Below are 23,923 nucleotides of genomic sequence, written 5' to 3' on the forward strand. Positions count from 1 at the left end.
TACCGGCCGCAGCGCGGCCACGGTTGTCAGCGCGCAGGCGGACCAGGTCGCGGGTCAGGTCCCGATCGGCGGCTCGGCCGGCGCCATGACCGCGATCGTGCCCTGCGCCACCGCGCACAGGGTCGCCGTGCCCTCGCCGTCCACGGTGGACAGGTCGCAGCGGCAGACGACACGAGTGCGGCCGGCCCGTACGACCCGTGCCTCGGCCCGCAGCAGCACTCCGGCGGCGGGGCGCAGGTAGTCGATGGTGAATCCGGCGGTGAGCAGCCGGGCGCCGGCCACTGTGCCCGCGGCGAAGGTCAGGGCGTTGTCCGCGGCGTAGCCGAGTACGCCGCCGTGCAGGAAGCCGTGCTGCTGGCGCAGGTCGTCGCGGATGTCCACTTCGAGGGTCGCCGCGCCCTCGCCGAAGGCGACCAGACGGGCGCCGAGCAGGTTGCTGAAGGGCTGGGCGGCCAGCAGCTTCTGCGCGACCGACAAGTCCAGGATCTCGTCCATGCCACCTCACTTCACTGGTGAAGTGACCCTGCCGCGCGGTTCCCGCGTCTGTCAAGATCGGCCCCATGCCCGAGCCCGAACCCGAACCCGAGACCACGCCCCCGCCCGCATCCGACCAGCGCCTGTTCTTTCTGCTGCAGCGGGCGGCGCACCAGCTGCGTACGGTCGCGGACCGGCGCTGTCTGGCCGCCGCCGGGGTCACCACGGCGCAGCTCGGTGCGCTGTTCGCCGTACGCGATCAGCCGGGCATCACCCAGCGGGAGCTCGCGCACGCCCTGGGGCTGCGCGAATCCGGCGTCACCGCGCTCGTCGCGCGGCTCGCCAAGGCCGACCTCGTCGCCAGGCGGCCGCACCCGCGCGAGCATCGCGCCGTGGTGCTGGAGCTGACCGACGGCGGGGCCGCGGCCCTCCGCGCCGCCCAGCCCGAAATCGAGCGGTTCAACGGCGAGTTGCGGGCCCTGCTCGGCGATCAGGGATTCGCCCGGACCGCTGCCGCGCTGCACGCGCTCGCCCACTGGGAGTCCTGACCACCCGAGGGTCCGGGGCCCGAGGCCGTCAGAGGAGGGGAACCGCGACGCCGTTGAACGTCGTCTCCGGTGTCTGGGGAGAGGTGAAGCGGGCGTTGACGAGATAGAGGCGGTCGGCCCAGCGGGCCACGGTGGTGGGGACGTCGAAGCGGGGGTCGGTGACCGTACGGCGCAAGGTCGCGGCGGGGGCCTTGGCGTCGAGGTCGTAGACGCTGATCAGATTCAGCCGGTTCTGTACCACGTACAGCGTGCGGCCGATACGGAGGAGGCCGTCGCCGTTCGCGACGTCGGCCGCGCCGGAGAGCGCGATCTCGGTGGCGTGGCCGCTGGCCAGATCCACGTGGTACAGCCTGCCGGGCGAGCTGCTGACGACGATCAGCCCTCGGCCGTCCGGGGTGCCCACGATGCCGTTGGCGTTGTTGACGTTGGGCGTCTGTACCCAGTCGCCGGTCAGGGGCAGGCGGCGGACCTCTCCGGCGCGGCCGCGCGGTACGCCGTACAGCACGGCGTCGCGCGAGTCGGTGAACCAGGCGCGGTCGCCGAGCAGAATCACGTCGTTGATGAAGTGGCCGGTCGCGTCGGTCAGTTGGTACGTGGTCACCAGCTCGCCGGTGTGCGAGTCGACGATCCGCGCCGACCCTCCACCGCCTCCCGAGACGTACAGCAGACCGTCCTCGTCCAGCTTGAGCCCGACGGCCACCGTGCCCGTGGCGCCCTCGTGGACGACTCTGCCCTCACCGGTACGCAGATCGGTGCGGTAGACGGCGCCGTTGGCGCGTGAGCCCATGTAGGCGTACGGCCTGCGGCCGATGGTGATCCCCTCGGGCATGAAGCCGTCGGGGAGCGGGAACTCGGTCGGCCACGCGGCCGGGGCGGAAGAGGCGGCGTGCGCCGCGCCGACGCCGACCGCCGTCGTCGTCGTCGCGAGCGCGGTGACGGCGGCGCCGCGGAGAAGGGTGCGGCGGGACGGCTGGGGGTGGTTCCAGGTCATGGTTCGGGCCTCCGTGAAGGGTGGGGGCATCAGTGACTCGTCAGCGTCAGTGACTCCCTGCACTCTGTGCACTTCGAGCGCTCTGCCTCAACGCCGTTTCAGGTCACCTCGTGCGTAAGATCGGGTGAATCAGCAGGGCGACGGACGGGCGAACGGAGGGTGGCCGAAAGCCATGGGCACGGGCGAGGGCGGGCACAGCGGACCCGCCGACAAGCTCGGGCGGCCGACGTCGCGGGATGTCGCCCGGCTCGCCGGGGTGTCCCATACCGCCGTCTCCTTCGTGTTCAACGACCGGGCCGAGGGGAACCTCTCGGCCGCCACCCAGGAGCGCATCCGCCAGGCCGCCGCCCGGCTCGGCTACCGCCCCGACCCCGTCGCGCGCGGTCTGCGGCGCCGCCGCACCGCGGTGATCGGGCTGGTCACGGACGAGATCGCCTCGTCGCCGTTCGCGGGGCGGCTGCTGCGCGGGGCCATGGAGACCGCCTGGGACAGTGGGCATCTCGTTCTCACCGTCGACTCCGGCGGCGATCCGGCCAAGGAGGACGCGGCGGTCGCCGAGCTCCTGGACCGGCGGGTGGACGGGATCATCTACGCGGCCATGTCGCTGCGCCGGGTCCGCGTCCCCGAGGGCCTGCACCGCACGCGCTCCGTCCTCGCCAACTGTCTGGCCGAGGACGACTCCCTGCCGGCCGTCATCCCCGCCGAGCGCGCCGGGGGCCGTACGGCGGCCCGGCTCCTGCTGGACGAGGGGCACCGCAGGGTCGCGATGGTCGGCGGCCAGGACGACATGGCGTCGGTCGAGCGGCTGCGCGGCTTCCGTGACGCCGTGCGCGCCAAGGGGATCATCGTCCCCAAGGAGTGGGTCCTACGCACCGGAGGCGAGATCTCCGGCGGGTACGAGGGCGCGCTGCGGGTGCTCGACGGGGTGCCCGCCGATCGCCGCCCCACCGGCGTCTTCTGCTACAACGACCGGGTCGCGGCGGGCGTTCTGCACGCCGCCGCCCGGCTGGGGATCGCCGTCCCCGGCGACCTGTCGGTGGTCGGCTACGACGACCAGGAGCACATGGCCGAGTTCCTGGCGCCGCCCCTCACCACGGTCGCGCTGCCGCACCGGGCGATGGGCGAGGCCGTCGCCCGGCTGCTGCTGGAGGCCATCGAGACCGGGCGGACACCGCTGGCCACCACCCGGCGCCTCGCCGGCCCGGTGATCAGCCGTGCGTCGGTGGGACCAGCTCCCACCCCGTGACGGCGACCACGGACCCCGCCACGACGAGTTCGCGCACATCGTCCGGGCGCCGGTAGACGCGCTCGGTGACCGTGACCCGGTCGTCGACGAACAGCTCGAACAGCGAACCGTCGACGAGCACGCGCACCTCCCTCCCCGGCACCCGCACCACGATCGGCCCCGACCCCCGGGCCCCGGTGCCGGGCGTCCGGGGCCAGTCACCGCGGTCCAGCGTCACGGTGCCCTCATCCGGGTCCAGCCGCACCGTCAGCCGCGCACCCGAGGCGGACCGCAGCAGACTCACGGTCGTCAGGCCGCGGGCCGTGACGGTCAGGTCGTACGCCTCCGGGAGCGGAACCCGGCCCGGTGCGGTGACAAACGGTTCATTGACAAACGATTCAGTGACGAACGGTTCGGTCGCGCGCAGCAGTTCGAGCTCCGGGGCCGGTACGACGCGCAGCGCGCCGTCCGGGTGTACGTCAACGACCCTCGGCGCGGTGAGCACACCGGCCCACCCGGCGCGCTCGACCTCGCCGCGCTCACGGGCCTCCCAGGACCAGCCCCACATCAGGGTCCGGTCCGCCTCCTGGAGCACAGCGGGCGCGTAGAAGTCCCGCCCGTGGTCGAGCCGCCCGCCGGTGCGCGCCTCGAAGCGCAGACCGCCTTGGCCGTCCGTGCACAGACGTCCCGTCAGGTAACCGGTGGCGCACGGCTCTCCGTCCCACAGCGACACCGCCAGCACCCAGTCCCCGCCCGCCGTCGCGGATATCTGCGGGCATTCCCAGCCGACCGCTCGGTCGCCGAACGCTTCCGCGGCAACCGGCCCTGTGCCATCCACGAGCACACCGGCGAACCGCCAGTCGGCCAGGTCGTCGCAGTCGTAGAGCAGCACCGACGGGGTCCCGTCGGCGTGGCCCGCGCCGACCAGCGCCCACCGGCGCCCGCCGCACCGGAAGACGAACGGGTCGCGGAACATCACCACGTCCAGGCCGGCGGGTGGCCCGGTCACCACGGGGGTGGGCGACGGCTTCCACTCGGCCAGCGCGTCGTCGTCCGGGTCGGCCGCCCGCGCCAGGCAGATGGTGCCGAGCCCGGTGTGGTGGCGGTCGACGCCGGTGTACACGGCCGTGGGCACACCGTCGTCGTCGACCACGCACCCGGACCAGCAGCCCGCCTCGTCCGGGCCGCCAGGGGTGGGGGCGAGGGCGATCGGATGGTGCTCCCAGCGGACCAGATCGGGGCTGGAGACATGGCCCCAGTGGACGTTGGCGTGGATCGGGGCGTCGGGGTTGTGCTGGTAGAAGAGGTGGTGGCGGCCTCGCCAGCGAAAGGGACCGTTGGGGTCATTGATCCAGTTGGCGGGCGGACGGACCCTGAAGCGCGGAGCGTCCGGGTCCGGGGACTGAGCGGTGGGGCTCAACGGTTGACTCCTGCGGAGGTGATGCCCTCGCGAAGAGGGCGCTGGCCGACGATGAACACGGCGACGGCGGGGATCATGGAGAGGACGACACCGGCGAGCACCACCGAGACGGAGCCGGTGCCGAGGTTGCCCTGGAGCGAGACCAAGCCCAGCGGCAGGGTGTAGTTCTGGCCTGAGGTCTCGAGGATCAGCGGCCGGAAGAACTCGTTCCAGTGGTAGTTGAAGGCCAGCACGCCGACGATCGCGAGGCCGGGGGCGGCCAGCGGGGCGTACACCGACCGGAAGATCCGCCACGGGCCGCAGCCGTCCAGCATCGCGGCCTCGCCCAGGTCCTTCGGCATCCCCAGGAAGTACTGCCGCATCAGGAAGGTCCCGAAGGCGGTCGGAAAGGCCGGAATGATCAGGCCGAGGAGGGTGTCGGTCAGGCCCATCGACTTGAGCACCAGGAACACCGGCACGATGGTGACCTGGAGCGGCACCATCATGGTCGCCAGCACCAGTCCGAACAGCGGCTTCTTGAAACGGAATTCCAGGCGCGCGAACGCATACCCCGCCAGGCCCGCCGTGATCATCTGACCCACCGCGATCAGCGCGGTCACCAGCGTCGAGTTGAGGGCGACCAGCCACACGTCGATCTGGTCGAAGACCCCGCGGTACGACTCCGTCGTCGGGTGGGTGGGGATGATCTCCGGCGGCAGGTCGAAGGACTCGGCCGGGGTGCGCAGCGAGGTGGAGACGGTCCAGATGACCGGGCCCAGGGTGAGCAGCGCGCATACGGCCAGCCCGGCGATCCGGGCCCAGGGCGCGAGCGAGTGCCGCGCGCGGCTCAGGTTCATGGGGGCTTGGCCCGGGGTCGGTCGGCCCGGGGTCGGTCGGCTCATGGTCGCTTGGCTCATGGGACTCACCCGGCTCACTGGTAGTGGACGAAACGCCGGCTGAGCCGGAACTGGAGGGCGGTGACCGCCATGATCAGTACGAACAGCAGCACGCCCACCGCGGACGCCGGGCCGAAGCGGAGCTGCTCGAACGCGGTCTCGTAGATGACCATCACGACGGTGCGGGTCGAGTCGCCGGGCCCGCCATTGGTGAGCACGTACGGCTGCTCGAAGACCTGGAGCGCGTTGATGATGCCGACCACCGACGCGACCAGCAGCGTGGGCGAAAGCAGCGGCAGCGTGACGGCGAGGTGCTTGCGCAGCCCGGTCGCGCCGTCGAGTGAGGCGGCCTCGTGGATCTCCTTGGGGATGTTGTTCAGACCGCCGACGAACAGCAGGAACGAGAAGCCGAACTGCTGCCAGACGTAGACCAGGATCACCGCGGCCATCGCCCCGTTCTCCGACGTCAGCCATGGCACCGGGGCGATCCCGACCAGGCCCAGCAGCCAGTTCACCACGCCGAAGTCCTGGTTGAAGAGGTACTTCATCACCACCGAGATCGACGCGGCGGACAGCACCAGCGGGAAGAAGAACGCCGACCGGAACACCGAGCGCAGCCACATGGGCATCCGCCCGTTCACGGCCAGCGCCAGCGCCAGCGCGATGAGCAGCTGGAGCGCGACCGCGAGCACCATGAACACGAGGGTGTTGCGGAAGGAGACCAGCACCGTCGAATCGGCGAAGACCTCGCGGTAGTTGGCGGTCCCGGCGAAGCTCGGGTCGTCGATCACGTTCCAGTGGAAGAGGCTGAGGACGACCGAGCCGACGATCGGTACGACCGTGAAGATCACGATGCCGACGATCGTGGGCGCCAGGAACAGCGCGGCGAGCAGCCGGGTGGAGCGGGTGGAGGTCTGGGCGGTGGGACGCGGGGCGTCGGCGGGCGGTGTCGCGGGCCGTCGCCGTGCGGCCGGGGCCTGAGTGTCCGCCTGCGAGTTCGCCTCCGTGTTCGCCTGCGAGTTCGTCGTCATACGTCACGCTCCATGGCCTTCTCCAGGTCGCCCTGCATCCGGCGCAGCGCGGGGCGCACCGCGCCCCGGGAGGCCAGGGCGGTGCCGGTGTGCTTGAGCAGCACCTGCTCGACCTCGGCGACCTGCGGCGGCGCGGGGATCGGCCCGGTGTCGGGGAACTTGTCGAGGGTGTCGTAGAAGACCTGCCAGTGGCTCGGGCCGGTCTCCCGGTAGCGGTCGGGGCTGAGCATCGAGCGGCGGGCCGGGGTGGTCTGGTTGGTCTTGAACAGCCGCATCAGGGTGTCCCTGCGGGCGGCGTACTTGATGAACTCCCAGGCCTCGTCCTGCTTCTTCGAGGTGCGCAGCAGCGCGTAGCCGGCCGCGCCGAACTGCATGCGCTGGGTGCGCCAGCGCGGGAAGTACTGCACGTCGTAGTCCGTCGCCTTCATGCCCGCCAGACTCAGACCACCCGCCCAGAAGCCGCCCGCGGGCGTGACGCCGACCCGGCCGGTGGAGAAGACGCCGACGAGGTTCTGGCCGTTGCCGCCCTCGGGGCGGGTGCACAGGTGCTCCTCGATGAGGGAGGCGAGATAGTCGTACGCCTCCTCCACGCGGGCGCCGGTGGCCTGCGGGGTCGTCCACCGGAAACCGCCCCCGCGCCCTTGCCGGTCGGCGGCCGGGTAGAAGGAGTCCCACAGCCAGGCGCCGCCCGGCGCCTTGGACTCGGCGAGCAGATTGGTGCCGTTCGCGAACAGCCAGGGCACCACGCCGCCCCACAGCCGGTTGGTCCAGAAATACGGCGTGAACCGGGAGCCGCTTGCCTTCTTCATGTCCCGCAGCAGCGCGGTGAAGTCGTCGCGGGTCCAGTCGGCGGCCGGGAAGCCCGCGCCGGCCCGCTTCAGCACTTGCCTGTTGAGATACATGTCGGCCGCGTTGAACTCGACCGGCAGCTGGTAGAGGCTCCCTTCGTACATCATCGACTCCACCAGCGAGGGATGGACGTCGGCGAAGTACTCGCGCAGCTCCTCGGCGTCCCGCCGCACCCAGCGGTCCAGCGGGACCCCGAGGCGCCGCGCGAACAGCTGGACGCCCTCGGTGGCGACGTAGACGAGGTCGGGGGCGGTGCCCGCCGCGATCTGGGTGAGGATCTTCGCGAAGAAGTCGGACCAGTCGACGGCCTGCACCGCGTTGATGCGGAGCTTGATGTCGGGGTGCTGCTTCCGGAAGCCCTCGGTGAGCGTACGCACGGCCTCCGGTCCGTAGGCGGGGCCGAGGGTGGCGACGACGAGGGAGCCGTCGTTCCGCCCGGGGATGTCGGCGCCGGTGAGGCGGTCCCAGCTTGCGGCGACACCGCCGAGGGCCGCGGCCCCGGCGCCGTACGCCCCGTACCGCATCAGGCCGCGACGGGAGATGAGCGAGTCGGTCATCGGCGAGCCTAACTCGTGTTAGCCGAAAGTGATTCCCCGATGATGAGAACCCTGTTACGGGGCTGTCAAGGCACACGGAAGGGTTGACCTTTAACGAGTTAGGTCTACAGTTCCGGAGCACTGAGCCGCAGTCCTGACGACGACGTCGGGGAAGGAGCCGCACCATGGTCCGTACACCAGGCATGCCAGGCGGTCCTGGCCTGTCCAGGAGGTCGCTCTTCGTCGCCTCGGCCGCGGGCGCGGCCGGCGCGTTACTGCCCGTCGCGGCGAGTCCGGCGGCGGCGAAGCCCAAGAAGAGGGCCGCATGCGGGAGTTACCGCGCCGAGTACCACTTCACCGTCCCCGACCAGTGGAAGAACGACCCGCAGCGCCCGATCTGGATCGACGGCGAATACCACTACTACTACCTGTACAACCCCGACTACCTGACCGGCGGCACGACCGCGGGCACCGCCTGGCGCCTGGCCACCAGCACCGACCTGGTCTCCTTCACCGACCGTGGCATCGCCGTGCCGAAGGACACCACCCCGGCCGGCGACGTCTGGTCCGGCTCGGCGGTGGTCGACACGGACAACACGGCGGGCTTCGGCGCGGGCGCGGTGATCGTCCTGGCCACCATGTCGCCCGACGACAACGCCAACACCCAGGCGCAATACCTGTTCCACTCCACCGATGGCGGCCGGACCTTCACCCACCACGGCACAGACCCGGTCCTGCCCAACCCCGGCGTCCGCGACTTCCGCGACCCCAAGGTGATCCGCGACGAGGAGCGCGGCCGGTGGGTGATGGCGCTCGCCGAGAACAACAAGGTCGGCTTCTACCACTCGACCGACCTGAAGTCGTGGACGTACGTCAGCGGATTCATCAAGGACGGCATCGGCGTCCTGGAGTGCCCCGACCTGTTCCGGATCACGGCCGAGGACGGCACCGCCAGGTGGGTGCTGGGCGTGAGCGCCGACGGCAAGGCGTCCGGCCTTCCCAACACCTACGCATACTGGACCGGCGACTTCGACGGCACCACCTTCACGGCGGACGCCTCCGACCCGCAGTGGCTCGACCACGGCTGGGACTGGTACGCGGCCGTCACCTTCGAGAAACGGGACGCGCACGGCACCCTCGACCCGGCCGCGCGCTACGCCATCGGCTGGCTCAACAACTGGGGCTACGCGAACACCACCCCCACCATCGACTGCGACGGCTTCAACGGCACCGACTCGATCGTCCGCGAGATCACGCTGGGGCGTGCCGCGAGCGGCACGTACTACCTCGCCTCCCAGCCCATCGGCGCCCTCGACGCCCATGTCTCCCGCACGGTGCGCCTCGGCGACCTGGAGGTCGACGGACACCGGCCGCTGGACTACACCGGCACCGCCTACGAGCTGACGACCGAGCTGGCCTGGGACCAGCTCACGGGCGCGGGGCTGCAGTTGCGCCGCTCTCCCGACGGCGTGCGCCACATCGACGCCGGGATCTACGGCGACTACGCCTTCGTCAACCGCGGCTACACGGTGAGCCCGGACTCCTCCGGCCGGTGGCAGGAGAGCAGGAGCCCCTTCGACCCGTCCGCGCGGACGGTCCGGCTGCGGATCCTGATCGACCGCACCTCCGTGGAGATGTTCGTCGACGACGGCCGGTACGTGCACTCCTCCGAGGCCTTCCCGGACCCTGCCGACACGGGGATCGCCCTGTTCACGATCGACGGCCGTGCGGTGTTCAAGAACACCGTGATCCGCGAGTTCAGGCTCTGATCCACGGCGCACGGGCGAGCGCCGGGCAGGTCACTGCGGCTCGGCTATCAGGCGGTGCGCCAGGCACGCTTTCGAGTGGCCGGATCGTGCGCGATCCGCGGCGAACGGCCGGGTCAGTGAACGATCGGTTGACCAGTCGACCTCGAGGCGACCGAGCCTCCGACCGTTTCGCGAAGGCAGGCCACAGTGATCAACAGGCGGGACCTATTGCGGACCGGCACCCTGGGGGCCCTCGGCGCCGGAGCGGTGGCCATGACGGCGCCGACCGACGCGGCCGCCGCCGCGGTGACCGAGACGGCGGAGCGGGTCAGCCGGCAGGACTGGAAGCGGCTGGCCGCGTCGCTCTCCCCCGGTGCCACCCTCTACCGGCCCGCGAACCCCGGCTACCCTCCGCTCGCGATCCCGTTCAACCACCGGTACGCCGGGACCCACCCGGCCGCCATCGTCACCTGCGCCACCACGAAGGACGTACGCTCGGCGATCCACTGGGCCCGCGCGGTGGGGCTGCCCGCGGTGCCGCGCTCCGGTCTCGGCCACAACTACGCCGGTTACTCCACCACCACGGGCCTGCTGCTCAACATGAGCCGGATGAGGAACATCGTCACCACGCCGCGGCGGAGCGCCGCCCGCTCCCGGGCGTACGGGCCGATCAAGGTCGCCCACGGCGCGGGCACCGTCACCGTCGGGGCCGGGGTCACCAACGGCGATCTGCATCCGCTGCTCGAGGACCAAGGCATCTTCGTGCCGACCGGCCGCTGTCCCTCGGTCGGGGTGGCCGGTCTTGTACTGGGCGGCGGGATCGGCTTCAGCGACAAGATGTTCGGCCTGACCTGCGACCGGCTCGTCGCCACGACCGTCGTACTCGCCGACGGGCGGGTGGTCGAGGCCAGTGAGGACTCGGAGCCCGATCTGTTCTGGGCCTGCCGGGGCGGCGCGGGCAACAACTTCGGCGTGCACACCTCGTTCACGTTCCAGTACGAGCGGTTCCAGGGCGATGTGGGGTTCTACCGGCTCGGCTGGAGCCTGGACTCCGTACTGCCGGTGATGGCGACCGCACAGCGGATCGCCCTGGAGACCTCGGACGACAAGCGGTTCCACCTCCGCCTCGGCATCGGCACCCACGGGCGAACCCGGGACCAGATCCGTACGAACGCAGGCGTCAACGCGATCGGGCAGTACTACGGAACGCTCGATGAGCTGAAGGCCATCCTCGCCCCGCTGCTCGCCATCGGCACGCCTGAGGAACGTGCCCGGAACTGCGCCGCCGTCCGCGAGGTCACCCCGGCCGAGGCGAGCACGCTGCTGAGCGCCACCACCCCGGTGGAGAAGTTCGCCTCCAAGTCAGCGGTCCTGAAATCCCGGACGCTCCTCACCGACCAGCAGGTCAGCGCCGCGGCCGAGCAGCTGCTCAAGTGGCCGGGCAGCGGCAACCCGGACGGGGCCGGATTCGCGATGTTCGCCCTCGGTGGGGAGATCAACCAGGTGCCGCGGCGGGCGACCGCGTTCGTGCACCGCAACGACCTGTTCATCCTGGCCGCTGAGACCTCATGGGCGGACTACGACTCCCCCGAGGTCGGCGCCGCGAATCTGCACTGGCTCCACGACTTCTACGACGCCATCTTCCCCGAGGCGCCGCCTGAGCACTCCTACCAGAACTTCCCCGATCCGACGCTGAGGGACTGGCGGGAGGCCTACTACGGCGTCAACTACCCCCGGCTGGTCCGTGTGAAGCGGAGGTACGACCCGACCGGCTTCTTCCGCTACCCCCAGGCAATCGGCTCCTGACCGCTCTCACGATGCCGCCAGATCCGGGCCCGGCCAGGGCCCGGCCACGGCTCGGCCCGGGGGCACCATCTCGCTCCGGGAGGGGTCCCCGCACGGGCGTGCCAGGCTCAGCCGCATGAAACGTTGGAAGTCCGCGATCGGGCTCGTCTTCTGCCTTGGCGTGATGCAGCAGGCCAACACACCGGGCGCACTTTACTATTCGGCCGCATGGCAGGATTTCAGCCTGATCGGAAGCGTCGTCTTCCTTGTCATGCTGTGCATCGGCCCGAGAAAGAACGGACGAGAAAAATAACGCATGGACGGCACCTCCAGAACAGTCTCGACCCCGGACGGGTCCAGTTCGGACTGACCGTCACCCATGTCGCGCAACACGTCTGAATCGGCGAGCCCAGTGGCCCCAGTCGGCAGCCACCGGCTTGATGAGCGCCGGCCGCAGGCCATGCCGGCCCGACGGCCACGGCAACGGTCCCCGGATCTGCCCACCGATCACAGGGGCGGCTGGGTTGAGCAGCGAGAAGCCCCGCCCATGCGCCACGGGGACGACACACAGACGGGGTCGGTTCACTCAGCCACGGGCGTGCCAGGGGCTTGCTTGCCGCTCTGGTCGCCGCCCTCCGGTGCGGGATCGCGGGGCGCCTCCGGGGGCATGGGCCCGCCGTCGTGCTTCCCACCATCATCCTGGGCGACCACCGTCAGGTCACGGGGGTGCCGGAACGGGACTCCGCGCCAGCCTTCGGCGTCAGGCGTGCGCGTCTCATACGTCTCGACGGCTGCGGCGCTCATCTACCAACCTCCTCTTTACTCAGGGGCTGTGCCGCCCGTCACCCGGACGGCGTACTCACACTCCGTGCGGTGCTGGTGACGCTAGAAGTTGGTTCGCCTCGACCTCTACAAACTTGCATGGGCTTGCACTCCAATTCATCTGGCCGATAACCACAATTGACGCTGTTTCGCTGCTCAGAGAAGCTCGTGCAAACCAGAGCAACCACCTGGAGCAGGGAGGAAACCATGACCGTAGAGTTCATCGGGCATCGATCCCGACACCGACCGGGACCACTGCCCCACCGCGTGGGCGGACGTAGAAGCTCAGGAGATCTTGTTGCAGGGGTGGAAGCCAGGTGCCGAGACGCAGACCCAATGCGAGGCAAGCAGCCCCGCGAACGGCCCGGTGCCCGACAGTGAAGCGATCGTCAGGATCCCGGCCCGGATGATCCCGATGGTCAGGGAGGCGTGCGATGCCGTCGAGCGTGCCCAGCTTCGCTGAGCTGCTTGGCCGGACTGAGCGGTCGGCCGTCCACCTGGAGCTGCGAGACTCCTATGCTCCTACGGAACGGTTCGAGGCATGGCGGCTCGGTGAGCGCATCGACTGGGACGATCGCGTGTCTTGGTGGCATCCCTACGATCAATTGATCGCGGACACCGTGGCCCGGGGTGTGGCGATCCGCCGGGCCCGAGTCGTCTCCGAGCCCGTATCGGAGTACATCCGGTGGGAGCACTACGTCACCCACGCCAACGTCACGGCGGGCGAGCAGGTACGGTGGCTGCCTCGGCGTCTGGCCACGAACATCCCTCTGCCTGGGAACGACTTCTGGTTGTTCGATGGCGAGTTGCTCAGAGTGCACCACTTCTCGGGTGACGGTGAGGTGGTGGAGGATGAGATCACAGCAGACGCGGAGACCGTGAAGCTGTGCCTCAACGCCTTCGAGTCGGTTTGGGAGCGAGCAATTCCGCACCAGCTGTATGAGATCTGACGAAAGCCGGCTCCATGCCCCCACACCCGTCTTCGAGCGTTCAGAAGGCTCGCGAAGATCTTGCTGGTCGCCTGCGCGAGATCCGAAGGGACGCGGGGATCACGGGGCGGGAGCTGGCCGTCAGGTGCGGCTGGTCGGAGTCGAAGTCATCACGCATAGAGAACGCCAAGACACCACCCTCTGACGCGGACATCAGAGCATGGTGCGGAGCCTGCGGCGCAGACGACCAGACCTCCGACTTGGTCGCGGCGAACAGGCAATCAGCTGATGCCCATGTCGAGTGGCGACGACTCCAGCGGAGCGGCCTTCGCCGCCTGCAAGAGTCCACAGGGGCCCTGTATCAGCAGACTGGCATGTTCCGCGTCTACGTCTCCGACGTGATCCCCGGGTTTCTCCAAACGCCCGGGTACGCCACCGCTCTGCTGTCGTCCATCGCGGACTTCCGAGGAACCCCGGACGACGTGAGTGATGCCGTGGCGGCACGCATACAGCGGAACGCGGTACTCAGAAATGGTGCCCGCCGGTTCTCCTTCGTACTGGAAGAGTCGGTATTGCGGTACCGGATATGCGGCGCCGACACCATGGCCGCCCAACTTGGCCACATCCTCGAGGCGATGGATCTCCAGAACATCGCTGTGGGCATCATCCCGTTCTCGGCAGCACGAACCGTGTGGCCCATGCCCACCTTCACGATCTTCGACGGCACCAGGGTTCACGCGGACACGCTGGATGCCGCCTTGACTCTCATACAGCCCAGCCAAGTCGAGTTGTACGCTCGCGCCTTTGACCGGCTTTCGCAGGAAGCGGCACGGGGAGCCGCCGCACGTTCTCTTGTAGTGAGTGCGTTGGCTTCCCTGGCATGAGCGGCGAACCGACAACACGAGGCAATGTTCAGGAGGGCGAGAACTCGTACCGCAGCTCATAGAGGTGACCGGCCTTGGCCATCACCGTGGCCTCGATGGGCCGTTCACCATCGCTGAACACGACCCGCAGCGTCCGCAGGACGGGCAGATTCCCCGGCAGGCCGAGCATGGTGTACTGCTCCTGCGTCGGTACCCGGGCGGACACCTTGTCCACGCTGAGCCGTGGCGGGTACCCCAGCTCCGCCAGCAACGCCGGAGTACCGCCCTTGATCTTGCGGCGATCCATCATCGCCGTCCCGCGAGCCAGCTCCAGCGGATAGTAGGACTTCACCAATTCCACCGGCTCGTCGTCCAGCGACAGCACCTGCGCCCGCAGCAGCGCCATCCCGCCATCCGGAAGCCGCAACGCCTCCACCACATCGGCGGGCGGCCTCACCTCGGCGACCTCCAGAAGGCGGCTGCTCCCGCGCGCCTGGTGCCCGTCGGCCGCCTCGCTGATCCACCGATACGGCTCCCCCGGCGCGGCCGGCGCCATGTACGCGGCGGGCCGCATGGTGCGCTGCCGGTGCTCCCGTACGGTGACAGCCGCACCTGCCCGGCCCACCGCGAGGCCTTCGTCCTTCAGCAGTTGCAGCGCCTTCTGCACAGTCGCGTTCGACGCACTGAACCGCTCCTTGAGCTGTGCGGTCGAGGGAAGCCTCGCACCCGGCGGCAGCTCGCCCGACATGATCTCGTCCCGCAGATCGGCGGCGATTCGCTCATGCAGCGACCGCCGGTCGATTGCTTCCTGATCGGCCTTGGGCACGGTCATCCCATCCTGAGTTCGTAACGAAGTCGCTGGCGGTGGGCGGGCATGGTGATGAGATCGGCCTGAATCGGCCGATCGTCCCCGTCGAAGACGACCCGCTCAAGGCATATCACCGGCTCCAGCTCGCCGGTCCGCAGCAGCTCGCGCTCCTGCCCGTCGGGCATCCGCGCCGTCACATCCTCCCGCACCCGCTGCCCCACGTACCCCAGTTCCGCGAGCAGGGCGACTGCTCCCCCACGGATCTTCGCCGTGCCCGCGAGGCCGGTACCCGCCGCGACGGGAGCGGGGTAGTAGGAGTCGGTCAGCTCGCAAGGCTGCTCGTCCAGATACATGATCCGCCGCCGCACGACCACTGCGGCCCCCGCCTCTACCGCCAACAGCCGCGCCACGACTGCAGGAGCGGGCACCTCCCCGGCCTGGACGATGCGCTGAGTACCCCGCCGCCCGTGAGCCGCAGCCTCCTCACTCCACACATCACCTCGGCCTCCCCGAGCCGGCCGCAGATAGGGCATCGACGTACTGGTCCACGCATCGCCGTCCAACGGGCCCTCCTCATGTCTTGGTCGGTCCTCGCCAACCTTGCCGCTTTACACAGTAAGCGAACCGTTGGCCACCGCTCCAAGCCCCTTGCTGCTTTTCGCGAATAGCGATAATGCCGACTTGAGCTTACAGCGAGCCCAGAGGTGGTGACTCACCGTGCCCCTGACACGGCAGCAGTTCTTCACACGTCGCAAACCGGCTGTCCCGGTGCGTCGGAAGTTCATGACCCACGCCGTCGCGTGGGTCTTCGAAGCATTGCTACGGCTGGTGTTACCGCCGTCAGGCCGACACCGCGCGGCCGACGGCCGTCCCGCCGTGCAGCACCATCACGCGCCGACGATGCGCACAGTTCGGGTACCCGATACACCCGCATGGTCCGTGGCGGCGGAGCGCGTGAACGCCTCCACCGTCGAGTTCCGCCCGGCTTCCGGGCCGCCGGACGGCCACGGGGCCGCCTTGATCCGGCCCCACGTGGTAGACCACGAGCAACTGGAGCGCGCCGAGCGTCGGTTGCGACGGTAGCGTCGGCGGACGCTGTGGCTGGCCGTGCACGGCATCGACGTCGGCCCGCGCGTCATCCACGGCGTGAGGGTGGTGGCGTAGTGAGCAACCCGAGGACGCTCCCGCCGCAGGAGGGGCAGGACGGCGGACAGCACGGACCGGGCGGGCAGCAGGGCGACGAGGACCGCCCGACCCTTGAGGAACTGCGGCAGCAATCGGTAGCCCTGAGCGAACAGATCGCCAAGCATCTGATGCGGAGGCCGAAGTGAAAACCAGGCCCGTCGTGTTCATCCCGCCGGGGGCCGACATGCCACCGAGTTCGTTCCCGCGCACCCGATGCCGCGCCAGGGGCGAGCAGTGAACGGCGGGGACTGGACCAACATCCTGGCCAGTCTTGCGGTCGGCATGGTGGTCTACGACCGGCGGTACGAGATGCCCGGGACCATCACCGACTTTGAGTGATCAACCATGACAGACGGACCCTGGCACGCCGAATGGACGTTCATCAGCACATCCGGCGTCACCACGGGAACAGTCGACCGTGCGCGGTATTTCGATATCCGCGCGGCCATATTCGAGGCGGCCGACAAGTCGCTACGAGATCTGTCCCACGGGGGAACCGCTGAGAGAGACGAGCCCTGGAAACTCCTCGTCGGAGCCCTGTACTCCGAAGCGATGCTGTCCGCCGACGAAACCGGCGCATGGCACTACGTGAGCTCGGACGGCTGGGCGAGCGTCACCATTCGCTTCACCCCGTAGCGGCCCGCCGGAGACCCGGCGGGCCCGGCCCGGTTACAGCCTCACGCTGAGCGCGTACGGCCGCGACGGGCGCCCCGGCCGCGGGTTCCCGGGCCGGGCTGGTCGGTGCGCGGGGTCACGCCCAGGCCCTTGAGGCGTTCGAAGTCCGCCGCGTCGATCTTCTCCAGGACCTCCAGCTGCCGCTCCAGAGCGTCGGACTGCGAGCCGAAGTCGTCATGCCTGCGCAGCGCGTTCGCCGTGGTGACGTGGTAGCGGGCGAGGGCGACCTTCAGGCTGCGGCTCTCCAGGACCATCCGGTAGATCGTCTCCTCCGCCAGGGCGTCCTGGACGGATCTGACCGGCCGGGTGAAGAAGAGCGTGACGATCTGGCCGGCGCCCAGGGCGCCGAGGACGGCGGGGCTCTGCCAGCCGACCCGGCCGGGGAAGACGACGCCCAGGAGGGAGAGCAGCAAGGCGGTCAGCAGCAGACAGGTGCCGAGGCCCAGCAGGAACTTAGCGGCGAAGCCGACGGTGCGCTGGGCCTGTCTGAGGCGTTCGGAGGTCTGGATGCGGTAGTCGCGCAGCCGGGCGTCCTCGTACGAGAGGATGCCCTGCTTGTCCTGGATGTACGAGGAGTAGCCGGCGAACTCCGCGTCCCCGCCCCCGCCCCGGGTGAGCCGCCGGTCGTCGTCCGGGCGGGAGCCGAGGAAGCGGGCCAGTTCCGCGAGTCCGGTCATCACCTCGGTGCGCAGCACGCGCTGGCAGAAGTCCAGGGCGGTCAGATGGCGTTCCAGGGTGCGGCTGGCGGTGAGGGCGTCGGAGACGACGAGTTGCCGGACGTCGTAGCGGGAGCGGATGCCGGTCAGCAGGAGCTGGATCTTGATGTCGGTGAGCACGCCGATGACGACGACATGGGTCGTCTCGTGCCGGCCGTCGGCCAGGAGCTCGTCCAGCAGCGCGGCCAGCGGGGACGGCTCGCGGCCGAGAGCGGGACTGGGGCCTGGTGCGTGTGCGGGGGTGTCCTGGAAGTCGTAGAGGGTGTTGGAGCGCACGTGGTGGACGCGCAGTCTGCCGCCCCAGTCGTTCTCGGCGCCCCCGGAGCCCCCAGAGCCCCCGAGCGGCGGCGGTTCCGGGGCCAGCAGGTCGGTGAGGCCGTCGACGTACGCCGCACCCCAGGTGTCGGCTTCGCAGTGCGCGCCGTACTGCCTGCGTTCGAGGTCGTACGCCTCCCCCGGGACATGCCAGTCCCGGATGTTGATCAGGTGGAGCACCCCGTCGCCGTGGCCCCGCATACGGGAGCCGACGGTGGCGTCGAGGAAGCGGGCGAGGGGCGAGTGGCGCAGCTCCGCCTCGGGCAGCACCCGGCGGTGGCCCTCCGTACGAAGGGCCTCACCGCCCTCGCTGTCCAGCAGCAGCTTGGACACCGCGCTCTCCGGCAGTGACAGCTGACAGTCGAGATTCAGGAAGAAGTCGTTCTGCAGGCACTGCGTGATGAGGATGTACTGCTCCTCGCCCGCCGGTTCCATCGGTCAGCCACCCCCTCAGCGCGGCAGCAGCGGCCACTGCTGCGACAGCCGCTTGGCGGCCTCGGTGACCGCGGAGTCCGCGGACTGCCCCGCGAGGCCGTCCAGATAGGCGTGGGCCGCGGCCTCGTACAGGGCGTCGACGGCGTACAGACGCGCCTCATGGGCCGTCCGGCGGGCTCCGGCGCGGGCGTCCAGGGTGGCCTCGGCCTCCTTGGCGCGCTCGACACCGGCGGTGTCCGCCTCGGTCTGCTGCTCCAGCTCCCGCAGCTGCTCGGCGGTGGTGCGGTACGCCGCGAGATACGGGTGTTCCTCGCCGAGCCCGATCAGGAAGGCGATGCCTCCGGAGAGCAGCAGCAGCGCGACGAACATCAAGGAGACGCTGTGCGGGTCCAGATGCAGGGACTCGATGAGGCTCGGCTGGTTGCCGATGCTGTCCCTGACGTCCTGGGGCACATCGGCCGGCAGTTCCAGCGGGGGCTCTTCCTGGAACGCCACCTTGGCCCGCAGATCGCCCAGCGCCCAGGCCCCGTACGCCCATACGCCGATCAGCGCGAGGGCGGGCACGGCCGACAGCCGGACCGCGCCGGTGACGGACCGGCGCCGCAGGATCCGGCCGCCGATGTGCGGGGCGAGGATCATCGCCACGGCGACGGCCACGGTGAGGCTGACGGAGAGCAGATTGGCGAAGGCCCCGACGCCGTGCAGATTCTCGAACACGGTGTAGTAGACGGGGAACTCGACCGCGATCAGCAGCCCCAGCACCCCGATCTTGATCCAGCGCGGCATCCCGGGGCGGGCCGCCGCGCCCTCCCAGGCCGCCCTGGTGGACAGGGCCCGGTCGGCCAGGACCCGGTCGAAGCCGTCGGTCTCCTCCGCCGCCGGGTCGCGCTCCGATATGGCCTGCCAGCGGGCGTGGTCCCGGGCGGTCTGCGGCTCGTCGTCGCGGTACTGGGCGGCGGCTCGGCGGTCGGCGGCGGGGTCCTGGGATCCGTTCCCGTTACCGGTGGCGTCGGCGCCGTCGGACCAGTCGGGGGGCATACGGTTGCGCAGCCAGCGCCGTTCGAAGCTGCCCCGCACGGTGTCGCGGAAGGTCTGCCACCGGTCGGCCCGCCGCGCCAGCCGGTCCAGCTGCGCGGTGGTGACCATCTGCTGCCGTTCCAGGACGGTGCGCCGCCGGTTCGCCCGCGCCAGCCGCTCACCCGCGGCGGTGGCCGCCGCCCGCACCCGGCCGGCCTCCAGCGCGCCGTCCTCCTCGGCCCGCGCCGACTCCTCGGTGAGCCGGTGCTTGACGCCGTCGCGCAGGCTGGCCAGTTCGGCGAAGTACGGGATCCGGTCGGGGCTCGCCAGCACCCAGGGGTCGTAGACCTGCCGGGCGCCGGCCGCCGCGCCGTGCTTACGGGCCCGGTCGCGCAGCCAGGTGCTGTCGCCGGCGCGGATGAGATCCGACTCGACGGGCTCCGGCTGCGGCAGGGACCCGTCGGGGAAGTGGCGCGCGGTGGCGTGGCCCCGGCGGCGCCCGCCGTCGGAGTCGGGCCTGCGGCGGCGCAGTCTCAGCCGCCTCGGCTCCTCGTCGTCGCCACTAACGGTATGTGGTGTGGACATGTGCCTTCACCCTCCCCTCCAGGAGCTCCGTCCAGAAGGAGTTGAACTGGTCGTACCGTGCGGTGTCGGTGTGGTACTTCATGCCGTAACCCACCGGATAGATATCGGCGCCGGACAGCTCCGGCTCGTGGTGGGACTTGAGGAAGGCGTCGATGGTCTTCGCCCGGCTCGCGGCGGTGGACAGGTCCTGCCGCCCCAGCCGGAAGTCCGGGTCGCCCTGGTCGAAGTCGCTCACCACCAGCACATCGAACGACTCGTCGTCGCCGCCGGACGGTTTGGTCAGCGCGATACGCGACAGGCCGCCCAGCACATCGGAGCCCGGCTCCTCGTCCTGTGCGCAGCGCAGCAGCTTCTGCGCGCTGGAGAGGGCGACCGCCCGCATGGCTTTGCGGGTCCGGTCACGGTCGGCCGTCTTCGAGGTGTCCGGGTCCAGATCGAGCGGGCTGACCTGGCACTTGGACGCCTGGGAGACCTTGGTGATCGGGGCGAAGGACGTCTTGCGGCACTTGTTGTCCGACAGAAAGGTGTTCAGCGTCGCCTTGAGCTTGGCCTCCGCGTCGAAGCCGGTCTTGTTGGCGGCGGCCGAGCCCGAACCGTCGACCACCACACCGCAGGCCTGCGAGTAGCGCTTCGGTTCATTGGACACCGCGTCGCAGGCGGTGGCGGCGGTCGCCGCGAGGGTGAGCACCAGGGCGGCGGTCAGCGCGCGGCGGGGGATCGGGCGCTGTCGGCGGCGCGGGAGTTCAGGGGTCGGGCGCTGTCGGCGGCGCGGGAGTTCGGGGGTTGGGCTGTTGACGGTCATCGCGTACTCCTCCCGTCGACGCGGTGGGTGTTCTGCCGCTCGAGTATCTGGAGCGCCCGGGACGTGGCCGTCCGGGCGCCCTCGTCGTCGGCCAGCAGCCAGACGTCCGGCCGGTGCCAGGACGGGTCCAGCTCCACCCGGCCGGGCAGCCAGTCGCCGGGCGGGCGCCCGGCGAGGCGGATGAACTGGGGGTGTGTGGCGCGCACCGCGTCCCAGTAGCAGGCGAGTTGCTGGTTGGCCTGGTCGGCGACGGCCTGCGCATGGGAGCGGCAGCGGTCGACGGTGGTGCGCCACTGGCCCACCCACTGGCCGTACCGCGCGAGGGCGGCGGGCCTGGGGTCGTCGCGGACGTCGTACTGGGTGACCACGCGCACCGACTCGGCGCGCAACTTGCTGATGAGGGCGTGTTCCTGCCCGATCATCGAGGAGCGCATCTGCTCCATGGCCCGGCGGGCGGTGGTCCGTACCTCCATGACGTACGCGGGGAGCGGCAGTTCGTCCGGGTCCGGCGGCTCGAAGAGCTCGGGCGGTGCGTTGTGCCGCCCCTCGAAATACCGGACGGGGATGCGCGGCACGCCCCGCTCGCCGTCGCGCTTCCCTCGCCACTTGGCCCTGAAGCGCGCGATACGGCCGAGGTGTCCTCGTCGCACCACGCCGTTGACGCTGTCGGATCTGATCATGGATTTCTCTCCCCCGATTTCCCTCGGCATGGAATTCGGCTCCGGATGGCCGCATCACGGGAGCTGCATTCCGCTTCCCTCCCCGAAGCGGCACGGCAATCGAACCGAATACCTGTTCAGACCGTAGCGGTCAGCTCATACCCGGGAATGCTCCCCGGCCGTGCCACTCCCGAAAACGCCCGGAAGCCGCCCGGAGAACGCCCCTATAGTCGCCTGACGCCGAGTCATACTGGAATGGTTCCGAGGACTTCATGTCATCGATCATGGAATATCGATCATGGAATTGGGAACGGGTTTGACCGTGCCAGGCGGGAAAGGAGGCGGGCCGGTGGAAAACGCCCCCATGGGCCGGGAGCCGGTGCTGCTCCGGGTCAGCCAGACACATTTCCCGGTCGAGACCCTGGGCCCCGGGCGGCGGCTGGGCATCTGGCTACAGGGGTGCGGGCTGGCCTGCGCCGGGTGCATGTCCCGGCACACCTGGGACCCGCGGGGCGGCACCTCCCGTACGGTCGCGTCCCTGCTCGGCCTGTGGCGCGCGGCGCTGGCGCAGGGAGCCGACGGGCTGACCGTCAGCGGCGGCGAACCGCTCGACCAACCGGCCGGGCTGGCCGCCCTGTTGGCCGGTGCGGCGGAGGCCCGCGCGGAGGCGGTGGCGCCGGGCGGCCCGGCGTCCGGCCGCGAAGTCGACTTCCTCCTCTACACGGGATACGAGGAGGAGGAAGTGGAGCGCGAGGCGGCGCGCTCCGCCGCCGTGCACCACGCCGATGTCGTGGTGACCGGACGCTTCCGGGTGGCCGAGCCCACCGAACTGGTCTGGCGCGGCTCGGCCAACCAGCGCATGCTGCCGCGTACGGCACTGGGACGGGCGCGCTACCGGGCGCATCTGGCCCGGACGGCGAGCGGATCCCGTCTGCAAGTGGTCGAGGGGGAGGGCGATGTGCGGCTCTACGGAGTGCCGCGACGCGGCGAACTGGCGGCGCTGGAGCGCCGACTGCGGCGGGTGGGGATCCGCCTCACGGGGCCCAGCTGGCGGCCTTGAGTGGTGGCGGGGGTGGGGGTGGTCGGGACCGTCGTCGCGGTCGGGACCGTCGTCGCGGTCGCGGCCGTCGTCGCGGTCGCGGCCGTCGTCGCGGTCGCGACCGGAGCCCGCACGCTCGGCCTGGTGGTCACAGCGCCCCCACGGCCTCGGCTATCTCCCGGCTCCTGACCACCAGATGCACCCGCCAGCGCGCGTCCCGGGCGAGTTCGTCGCGGATCGCCCAGCGCAGCCAGGTCGCGCTGACCGCCGGTGGCAGACCGCCCCGGCCCGCGCCCAGCAGCGGAAAGCAGATGGACGACAGGGCCGGCTGGTAGCGGTCGCGCTCCGCCCGGGCGAGCGCGAAGCAGGCGCTGACCGCGCGGGCGATGCTCTCCGGGCGTACGTGGTACGTGTCCTCCTCCGGCGTGGCCACCGCGGCGTGGTAGATCCGCCGGACGCCGCGCGCGGCGAGCGCCCCCGACGAGGTGGGCACCACCGTGCCCGGCCGGACCGGCAGGCCGGGGCGGCCGTGGGCGCGCAGCCACGCCGCGAGTTCGCGTGCGAGCACATCGTCGACGATCTCCCCGGCGGGGTCGCGTACGGCGGCGGCGAGGCGCAGCGCGCCGGAGACGGTGGGGCGGAAGGTCTTCGACATCTCCAGGTAGACGTTCTCCGAGGAGACCAGCACCTCGATGTCCCGCAGCAGTTCGATGGGCGACACATGCACGGTGAACGTGCTACGCGCGTCCACCACCGGCACGCCGTCGACCCGCAGCGGAGGCTCCTGACCCGCCCGGCCACCCGGTCCGCCCGGCCCGCCCGGCCCGCCCGGTCCGCCCGGCCCGGTCGTCAACTCACCCTGCACGCGCTGCCCGCCCGGCCCGTCGGAGGGCGGCGGGCCGCCCGGCGGCTGTGCGCCGGAGAAGCCCAGCCGTTCCCGCAGGACGGTCAGCACGGCCTCGGCCAGCTGCTCCATCACCTCCCGTTCCTGCCGCTTGCGGAACCCCTCGGTGCTGACCCCGTACACCGCGGCGGCCAGCTTGCGGCGGTCGGCGGCGGGGTCGCCCCGGCGGTCGGGGAGCAGCCCGAAGGTGTGGGCGGCGGCGCGGCCGAGCACACCGTTCTCCCCGAGCCGTCGGACGGCCTCCTTGAGCAGGGCCTCGATACCGGCCGGGGCGTCGTCGGGGCCGTCGCAGAAGCCGCCCGCGACGGCCACCGCGCGCAGCGCCGGCCGATCGGTTCTGCGCAGGTCGGCCAGGCCCGGCCTGCGGATGTCTTTCAGTTCATTCAGGAGTTGATCGTATGCAGGCAGATCTGACGGCCATGTCTCCTGACTCATGGTCACCAGGCTAAGACTTGATCCGTGATTCCCGTAGGAGGTACGGACTGCATCCGGTTCGGCTGGTCCGGGCGCTCCGGCGTGGTCACCTCGCGGTGTCTCGCCCCCATAGCCTTCGGCATGGGAGGTGCCCCCTGGGGTTGCTCGGGGCGTGTCCGGAATTCGGTGAGCAGAGGCCCGCAGTTCAGCGGGCTGCCGCGGGTGTTGTACCGGCGAGCCGGTGGTCAGCACCTCACGCGGTTGACTCACGCA

At 70.5% G+C, this 23,923-nt stretch carries 24 protein-coding genes and 1 pseudogene; 11 read left to right on the top strand and 14 right to left on the bottom strand.

The genetic code is table 11. The features are described from left to right. Positions 1 to 54 precede the first annotated feature (54 nt). Positions 55 to 495 (bottom strand): PaaI family thioesterase, encoded by a 441-nt coding sequence (locus ACH4U7_RS36615; RefSeq protein ID WP_398532081.1) that lies wholly within the window; start codon positions 493 to 495, stop codon positions 55 to 57. A gap of 65 nt (positions 496 to 560) precedes the next feature. Here ACH4U7_RS36615 and ACH4U7_RS36620 point away from each other — a divergent pair, with 65 nt between their 5' ends. After that, positions 561 to 1,022: a MarR family winged helix-turn-helix transcriptional regulator gene (locus ACH4U7_RS36620; RefSeq protein WP_398532082.1), complete on the top strand. Its 462-nt coding sequence runs from the start codon at positions 561 to 563 to the stop codon at positions 1,020 to 1,022. A gap of 28 nt (positions 1,023 to 1,050) precedes the next feature. On the opposite strand, the gene ACH4U7_RS36625 is transcribed toward ACH4U7_RS36620, so the two are convergent. Next, the gene (locus tag ACH4U7_RS36625; protein ID WP_398532083.1) at positions 1,051 to 2,013 is read right to left on the bottom strand and encodes an SMP-30/gluconolactonase/LRE family protein; all 963 of its coding nucleotides are present in this window, start codon (positions 2,011 to 2,013) and stop codon (positions 1,051 to 1,053) included. A gap of 172 nt (positions 2,014 to 2,185) precedes the next feature. Between ACH4U7_RS36625 and ACH4U7_RS36630 the strand changes: the two genes are divergently transcribed. Continuing rightward, positions 2,186 to 3,259, top strand: a complete 1,074-nt coding sequence (locus ACH4U7_RS36630; RefSeq protein WP_398532084.1) for a LacI family DNA-binding transcriptional regulator — start codon at positions 2,186 to 2,188, stop codon at positions 3,257 to 3,259. Here ACH4U7_RS36630 and ACH4U7_RS36635 read toward each other — a convergent pair. The 4 genes from ACH4U7_RS36635 to ACH4U7_RS36650 all read right to left on the bottom strand — a co-directional run bounded on the left by ACH4U7_RS36635 (position 3,222) and on the right by ACH4U7_RS36650 (position 7,970). Continuing rightward, entirely contained in the window at positions 3,222 to 4,658 is a 1,437-nt protein-coding gene (locus ACH4U7_RS36635; protein ID WP_398532085.1) for a glycoside hydrolase family 32 protein, read from the bottom strand. The two genes, ACH4U7_RS36630 and ACH4U7_RS36635, sit on opposite strands and share 38 nt — an antisense overlap. Then, on the bottom strand, positions 4,655 to 5,494 hold the full coding sequence (locus tag ACH4U7_RS36640) for a carbohydrate ABC transporter permease (RefSeq protein ID WP_398532198.1): 840 nt from the start codon (positions 5,492 to 5,494) through the stop codon (positions 4,655 to 4,657). The genes ACH4U7_RS36635 and ACH4U7_RS36640 overlap by 4 nt, the downstream gene beginning before the upstream one ends. 74 nt (positions 5,495 to 5,568) lie before the next feature. After that, entirely contained in the window at positions 5,569 to 6,564 is a 996-nt protein-coding gene (locus ACH4U7_RS36645; RefSeq protein ID WP_398532086.1) for a carbohydrate ABC transporter permease, read from the bottom strand. Beyond that, positions 6,561 to 7,970 carry an extracellular solute-binding protein gene (locus ACH4U7_RS36650; RefSeq protein ID WP_398532087.1) on the bottom strand — a complete coding sequence of 470 codons (1,410 nt, stop codon included), beginning with the start codon at positions 7,968 to 7,970 and terminating at the stop codon, positions 6,561 to 6,563. The genes ACH4U7_RS36645 and ACH4U7_RS36650 overlap by 4 nt, the downstream gene beginning before the upstream one ends. 182 nt (positions 7,971 to 8,152) lie before the next feature. Between ACH4U7_RS36650 and ACH4U7_RS36655 the strand changes: the two genes are divergently transcribed. The 3 genes from ACH4U7_RS36655 (at position 8,153) to ACH4U7_RS36665 (ending at position 11,795) form a co-directional block, all read left to right on the top strand. Continuing rightward, a complete protein-coding gene (locus tag ACH4U7_RS36655; RefSeq protein ID WP_398532199.1) occupies positions 8,153 to 9,718 on the top strand; it encodes a glycoside hydrolase family 32 protein in 1,566 nt (521 codons plus the stop codon). A 252-nt stretch (positions 9,719 to 9,970) separates the two neighbouring features. Further along, positions 9,971 to 11,503 (top strand): FAD-binding oxidoreductase, encoded by a 1,533-nt coding sequence (locus tag ACH4U7_RS36660; protein WP_398532088.1) that lies wholly within the window; start codon positions 9,971 to 9,973, stop codon positions 11,501 to 11,503. Positions 11,504 to 11,618: 115 nt separating this feature from the next. Beyond that, positions 11,619 to 11,795 (top strand): hypothetical protein, encoded by a 177-nt coding sequence (locus ACH4U7_RS36665; protein WP_398532089.1) that lies wholly within the window; start codon positions 11,619 to 11,621, stop codon positions 11,793 to 11,795. 269 nt (positions 11,796 to 12,064) lie between these two features. On the opposite strand, the gene ACH4U7_RS36670 is transcribed toward ACH4U7_RS36665, so the two are convergent. Then, complete coding sequence (locus ACH4U7_RS36670) at positions 12,065 to 12,286, bottom strand: hypothetical protein (protein ID WP_398532090.1); 222 nt, start codon at positions 12,284 to 12,286, stop codon at positions 12,065 to 12,067. 225 nt (positions 12,287 to 12,511) lie between these two features. Between ACH4U7_RS36670 and ACH4U7_RS36675 the strand changes: the two are divergent. The 3 genes and pseudogenes from ACH4U7_RS36675 (at position 12,512) to ACH4U7_RS36685 (ending at position 14,117) form a co-directional block, all read left to right on the top strand. After that, a pseudogene (locus ACH4U7_RS36675) lies at positions 12,512 to 12,767 on the top strand (hypothetical protein). After that, positions 12,739 to 13,254 carry a DUF6879 family protein gene (locus ACH4U7_RS36680; RefSeq protein ID WP_398532091.1) on the top strand — a complete coding sequence of 172 codons (516 nt, stop codon included), beginning with the start codon at positions 12,739 to 12,741 and terminating at the stop codon, positions 13,252 to 13,254. Before ACH4U7_RS36675 ends, ACH4U7_RS36680 begins: the two are co-directional and overlap by 29 nt. A 14-nt stretch (positions 13,255 to 13,268) precedes the next feature. Continuing rightward, positions 13,269 to 14,117: a helix-turn-helix domain-containing protein gene (locus ACH4U7_RS36685; protein ID WP_398532092.1), complete on the top strand. Its 849-nt coding sequence runs from the start codon at positions 13,269 to 13,271 to the stop codon at positions 14,115 to 14,117. 28 nt (positions 14,118 to 14,145) lie between these two features. On the opposite strand, the gene ACH4U7_RS36690 is transcribed toward ACH4U7_RS36685, so the two are convergent. Both ACH4U7_RS36690 and ACH4U7_RS36695 read right to left on the bottom strand, forming a co-directional pair. Beyond that, positions 14,146 to 14,928 carry a GntR family transcriptional regulator gene (locus ACH4U7_RS36690; protein ID WP_398532093.1) on the bottom strand — a complete coding sequence of 261 codons (783 nt, stop codon included), beginning with the start codon at positions 14,926 to 14,928 and terminating at the stop codon, positions 14,146 to 14,148. After that, a complete protein-coding gene (locus ACH4U7_RS36695) occupies positions 14,925 to 15,467 on the bottom strand; it encodes a GntR family transcriptional regulator (protein WP_398532094.1) in 543 nt (180 codons plus the stop codon). The genes ACH4U7_RS36690 and ACH4U7_RS36695 overlap by 4 nt, the downstream gene beginning before the upstream one ends. A 600-nt stretch (positions 15,468 to 16,067) precedes the next feature. On the opposite strand from ACH4U7_RS36695, the gene ACH4U7_RS36700 reads away from it, so the two are divergent. Both ACH4U7_RS36700 and ACH4U7_RS36705 read left to right on the top strand, forming a co-directional pair. Further along, a complete protein-coding gene (locus ACH4U7_RS36700) occupies positions 16,068 to 16,235 on the top strand; it encodes a hypothetical protein (protein ID WP_398532095.1) in 168 nt (55 codons plus the stop codon). A gap of 199 nt (positions 16,236 to 16,434) precedes the next feature. Next, positions 16,435 to 16,725 carry a hypothetical protein gene (locus tag ACH4U7_RS36705; RefSeq protein WP_398532096.1) on the top strand — a complete coding sequence of 97 codons (291 nt, stop codon included), beginning with the start codon at positions 16,435 to 16,437 and terminating at the stop codon, positions 16,723 to 16,725. A 41-nt stretch (positions 16,726 to 16,766) separates the two neighbouring features. On the opposite strand, the gene ACH4U7_RS36710 is transcribed toward ACH4U7_RS36705, so the two are convergent. From ACH4U7_RS36710 to ACH4U7_RS36725, 4 genes are read right to left on the bottom strand one after another with little or no spacing between them, the layout of a single operon-like run. Continuing rightward, positions 16,767 to 18,230, bottom strand: a complete 1,464-nt coding sequence (locus ACH4U7_RS36710) for a hypothetical protein (protein ID WP_398532097.1) — start codon at positions 18,228 to 18,230, stop codon at positions 16,767 to 16,769. Between the two features lie 15 nt (positions 18,231 to 18,245). Further along, complete coding sequence (locus ACH4U7_RS36715; protein WP_398532098.1) at positions 18,246 to 19,832, bottom strand: hypothetical protein; 1,587 nt, start codon at positions 19,830 to 19,832, stop codon at positions 18,246 to 18,248. Further along, positions 19,810 to 20,634, bottom strand: coding sequence for a hypothetical protein (locus ACH4U7_RS36720; RefSeq protein WP_398532099.1), 825 nt, complete (start codon positions 20,632 to 20,634; stop codon positions 19,810 to 19,812). The genes ACH4U7_RS36715 and ACH4U7_RS36720 overlap by 23 nt, the downstream gene beginning before the upstream one ends. Beyond that, positions 20,631 to 21,314, bottom strand: coding sequence for a hypothetical protein (locus ACH4U7_RS36725; protein WP_398532100.1), 684 nt, complete (start codon positions 21,312 to 21,314; stop codon positions 20,631 to 20,633). Before ACH4U7_RS36725 ends, ACH4U7_RS36720 begins: the two co-directional genes overlap by 4 nt. A gap of 328 nt (positions 21,315 to 21,642) precedes the next feature. Here ACH4U7_RS36725 and ACH4U7_RS36730 point away from each other — a divergent pair, with 328 nt between their 5' ends. Then, entirely contained in the window at positions 21,643 to 22,353 is a 711-nt protein-coding gene (locus ACH4U7_RS36730) for a 4Fe-4S cluster-binding domain-containing protein (RefSeq protein WP_398532101.1), read from the top strand. Positions 22,354 to 22,480: 127 nt separating this feature from the next. Here the strand turns inward: ACH4U7_RS36730 and ACH4U7_RS36735 are convergent, their stop codons facing one another. Next, positions 22,481 to 23,671: a macro domain-containing protein gene (locus tag ACH4U7_RS36735; protein ID WP_398532102.1), complete on the bottom strand. Its 1,191-nt coding sequence runs from the start codon at positions 23,669 to 23,671 to the stop codon at positions 22,481 to 22,483. Between the last annotated feature and the right edge of the window lie 252 nt (positions 23,672 to 23,923).

Origin of the sequence: Streptomyces sp. NPDC020845 (genome assembly GCF_044334165.1) — a bacterium.
GTDB lineage: Bacteria > Actinomycetota > Actinomycetes > Streptomycetales > Streptomycetaceae > Streptomyces.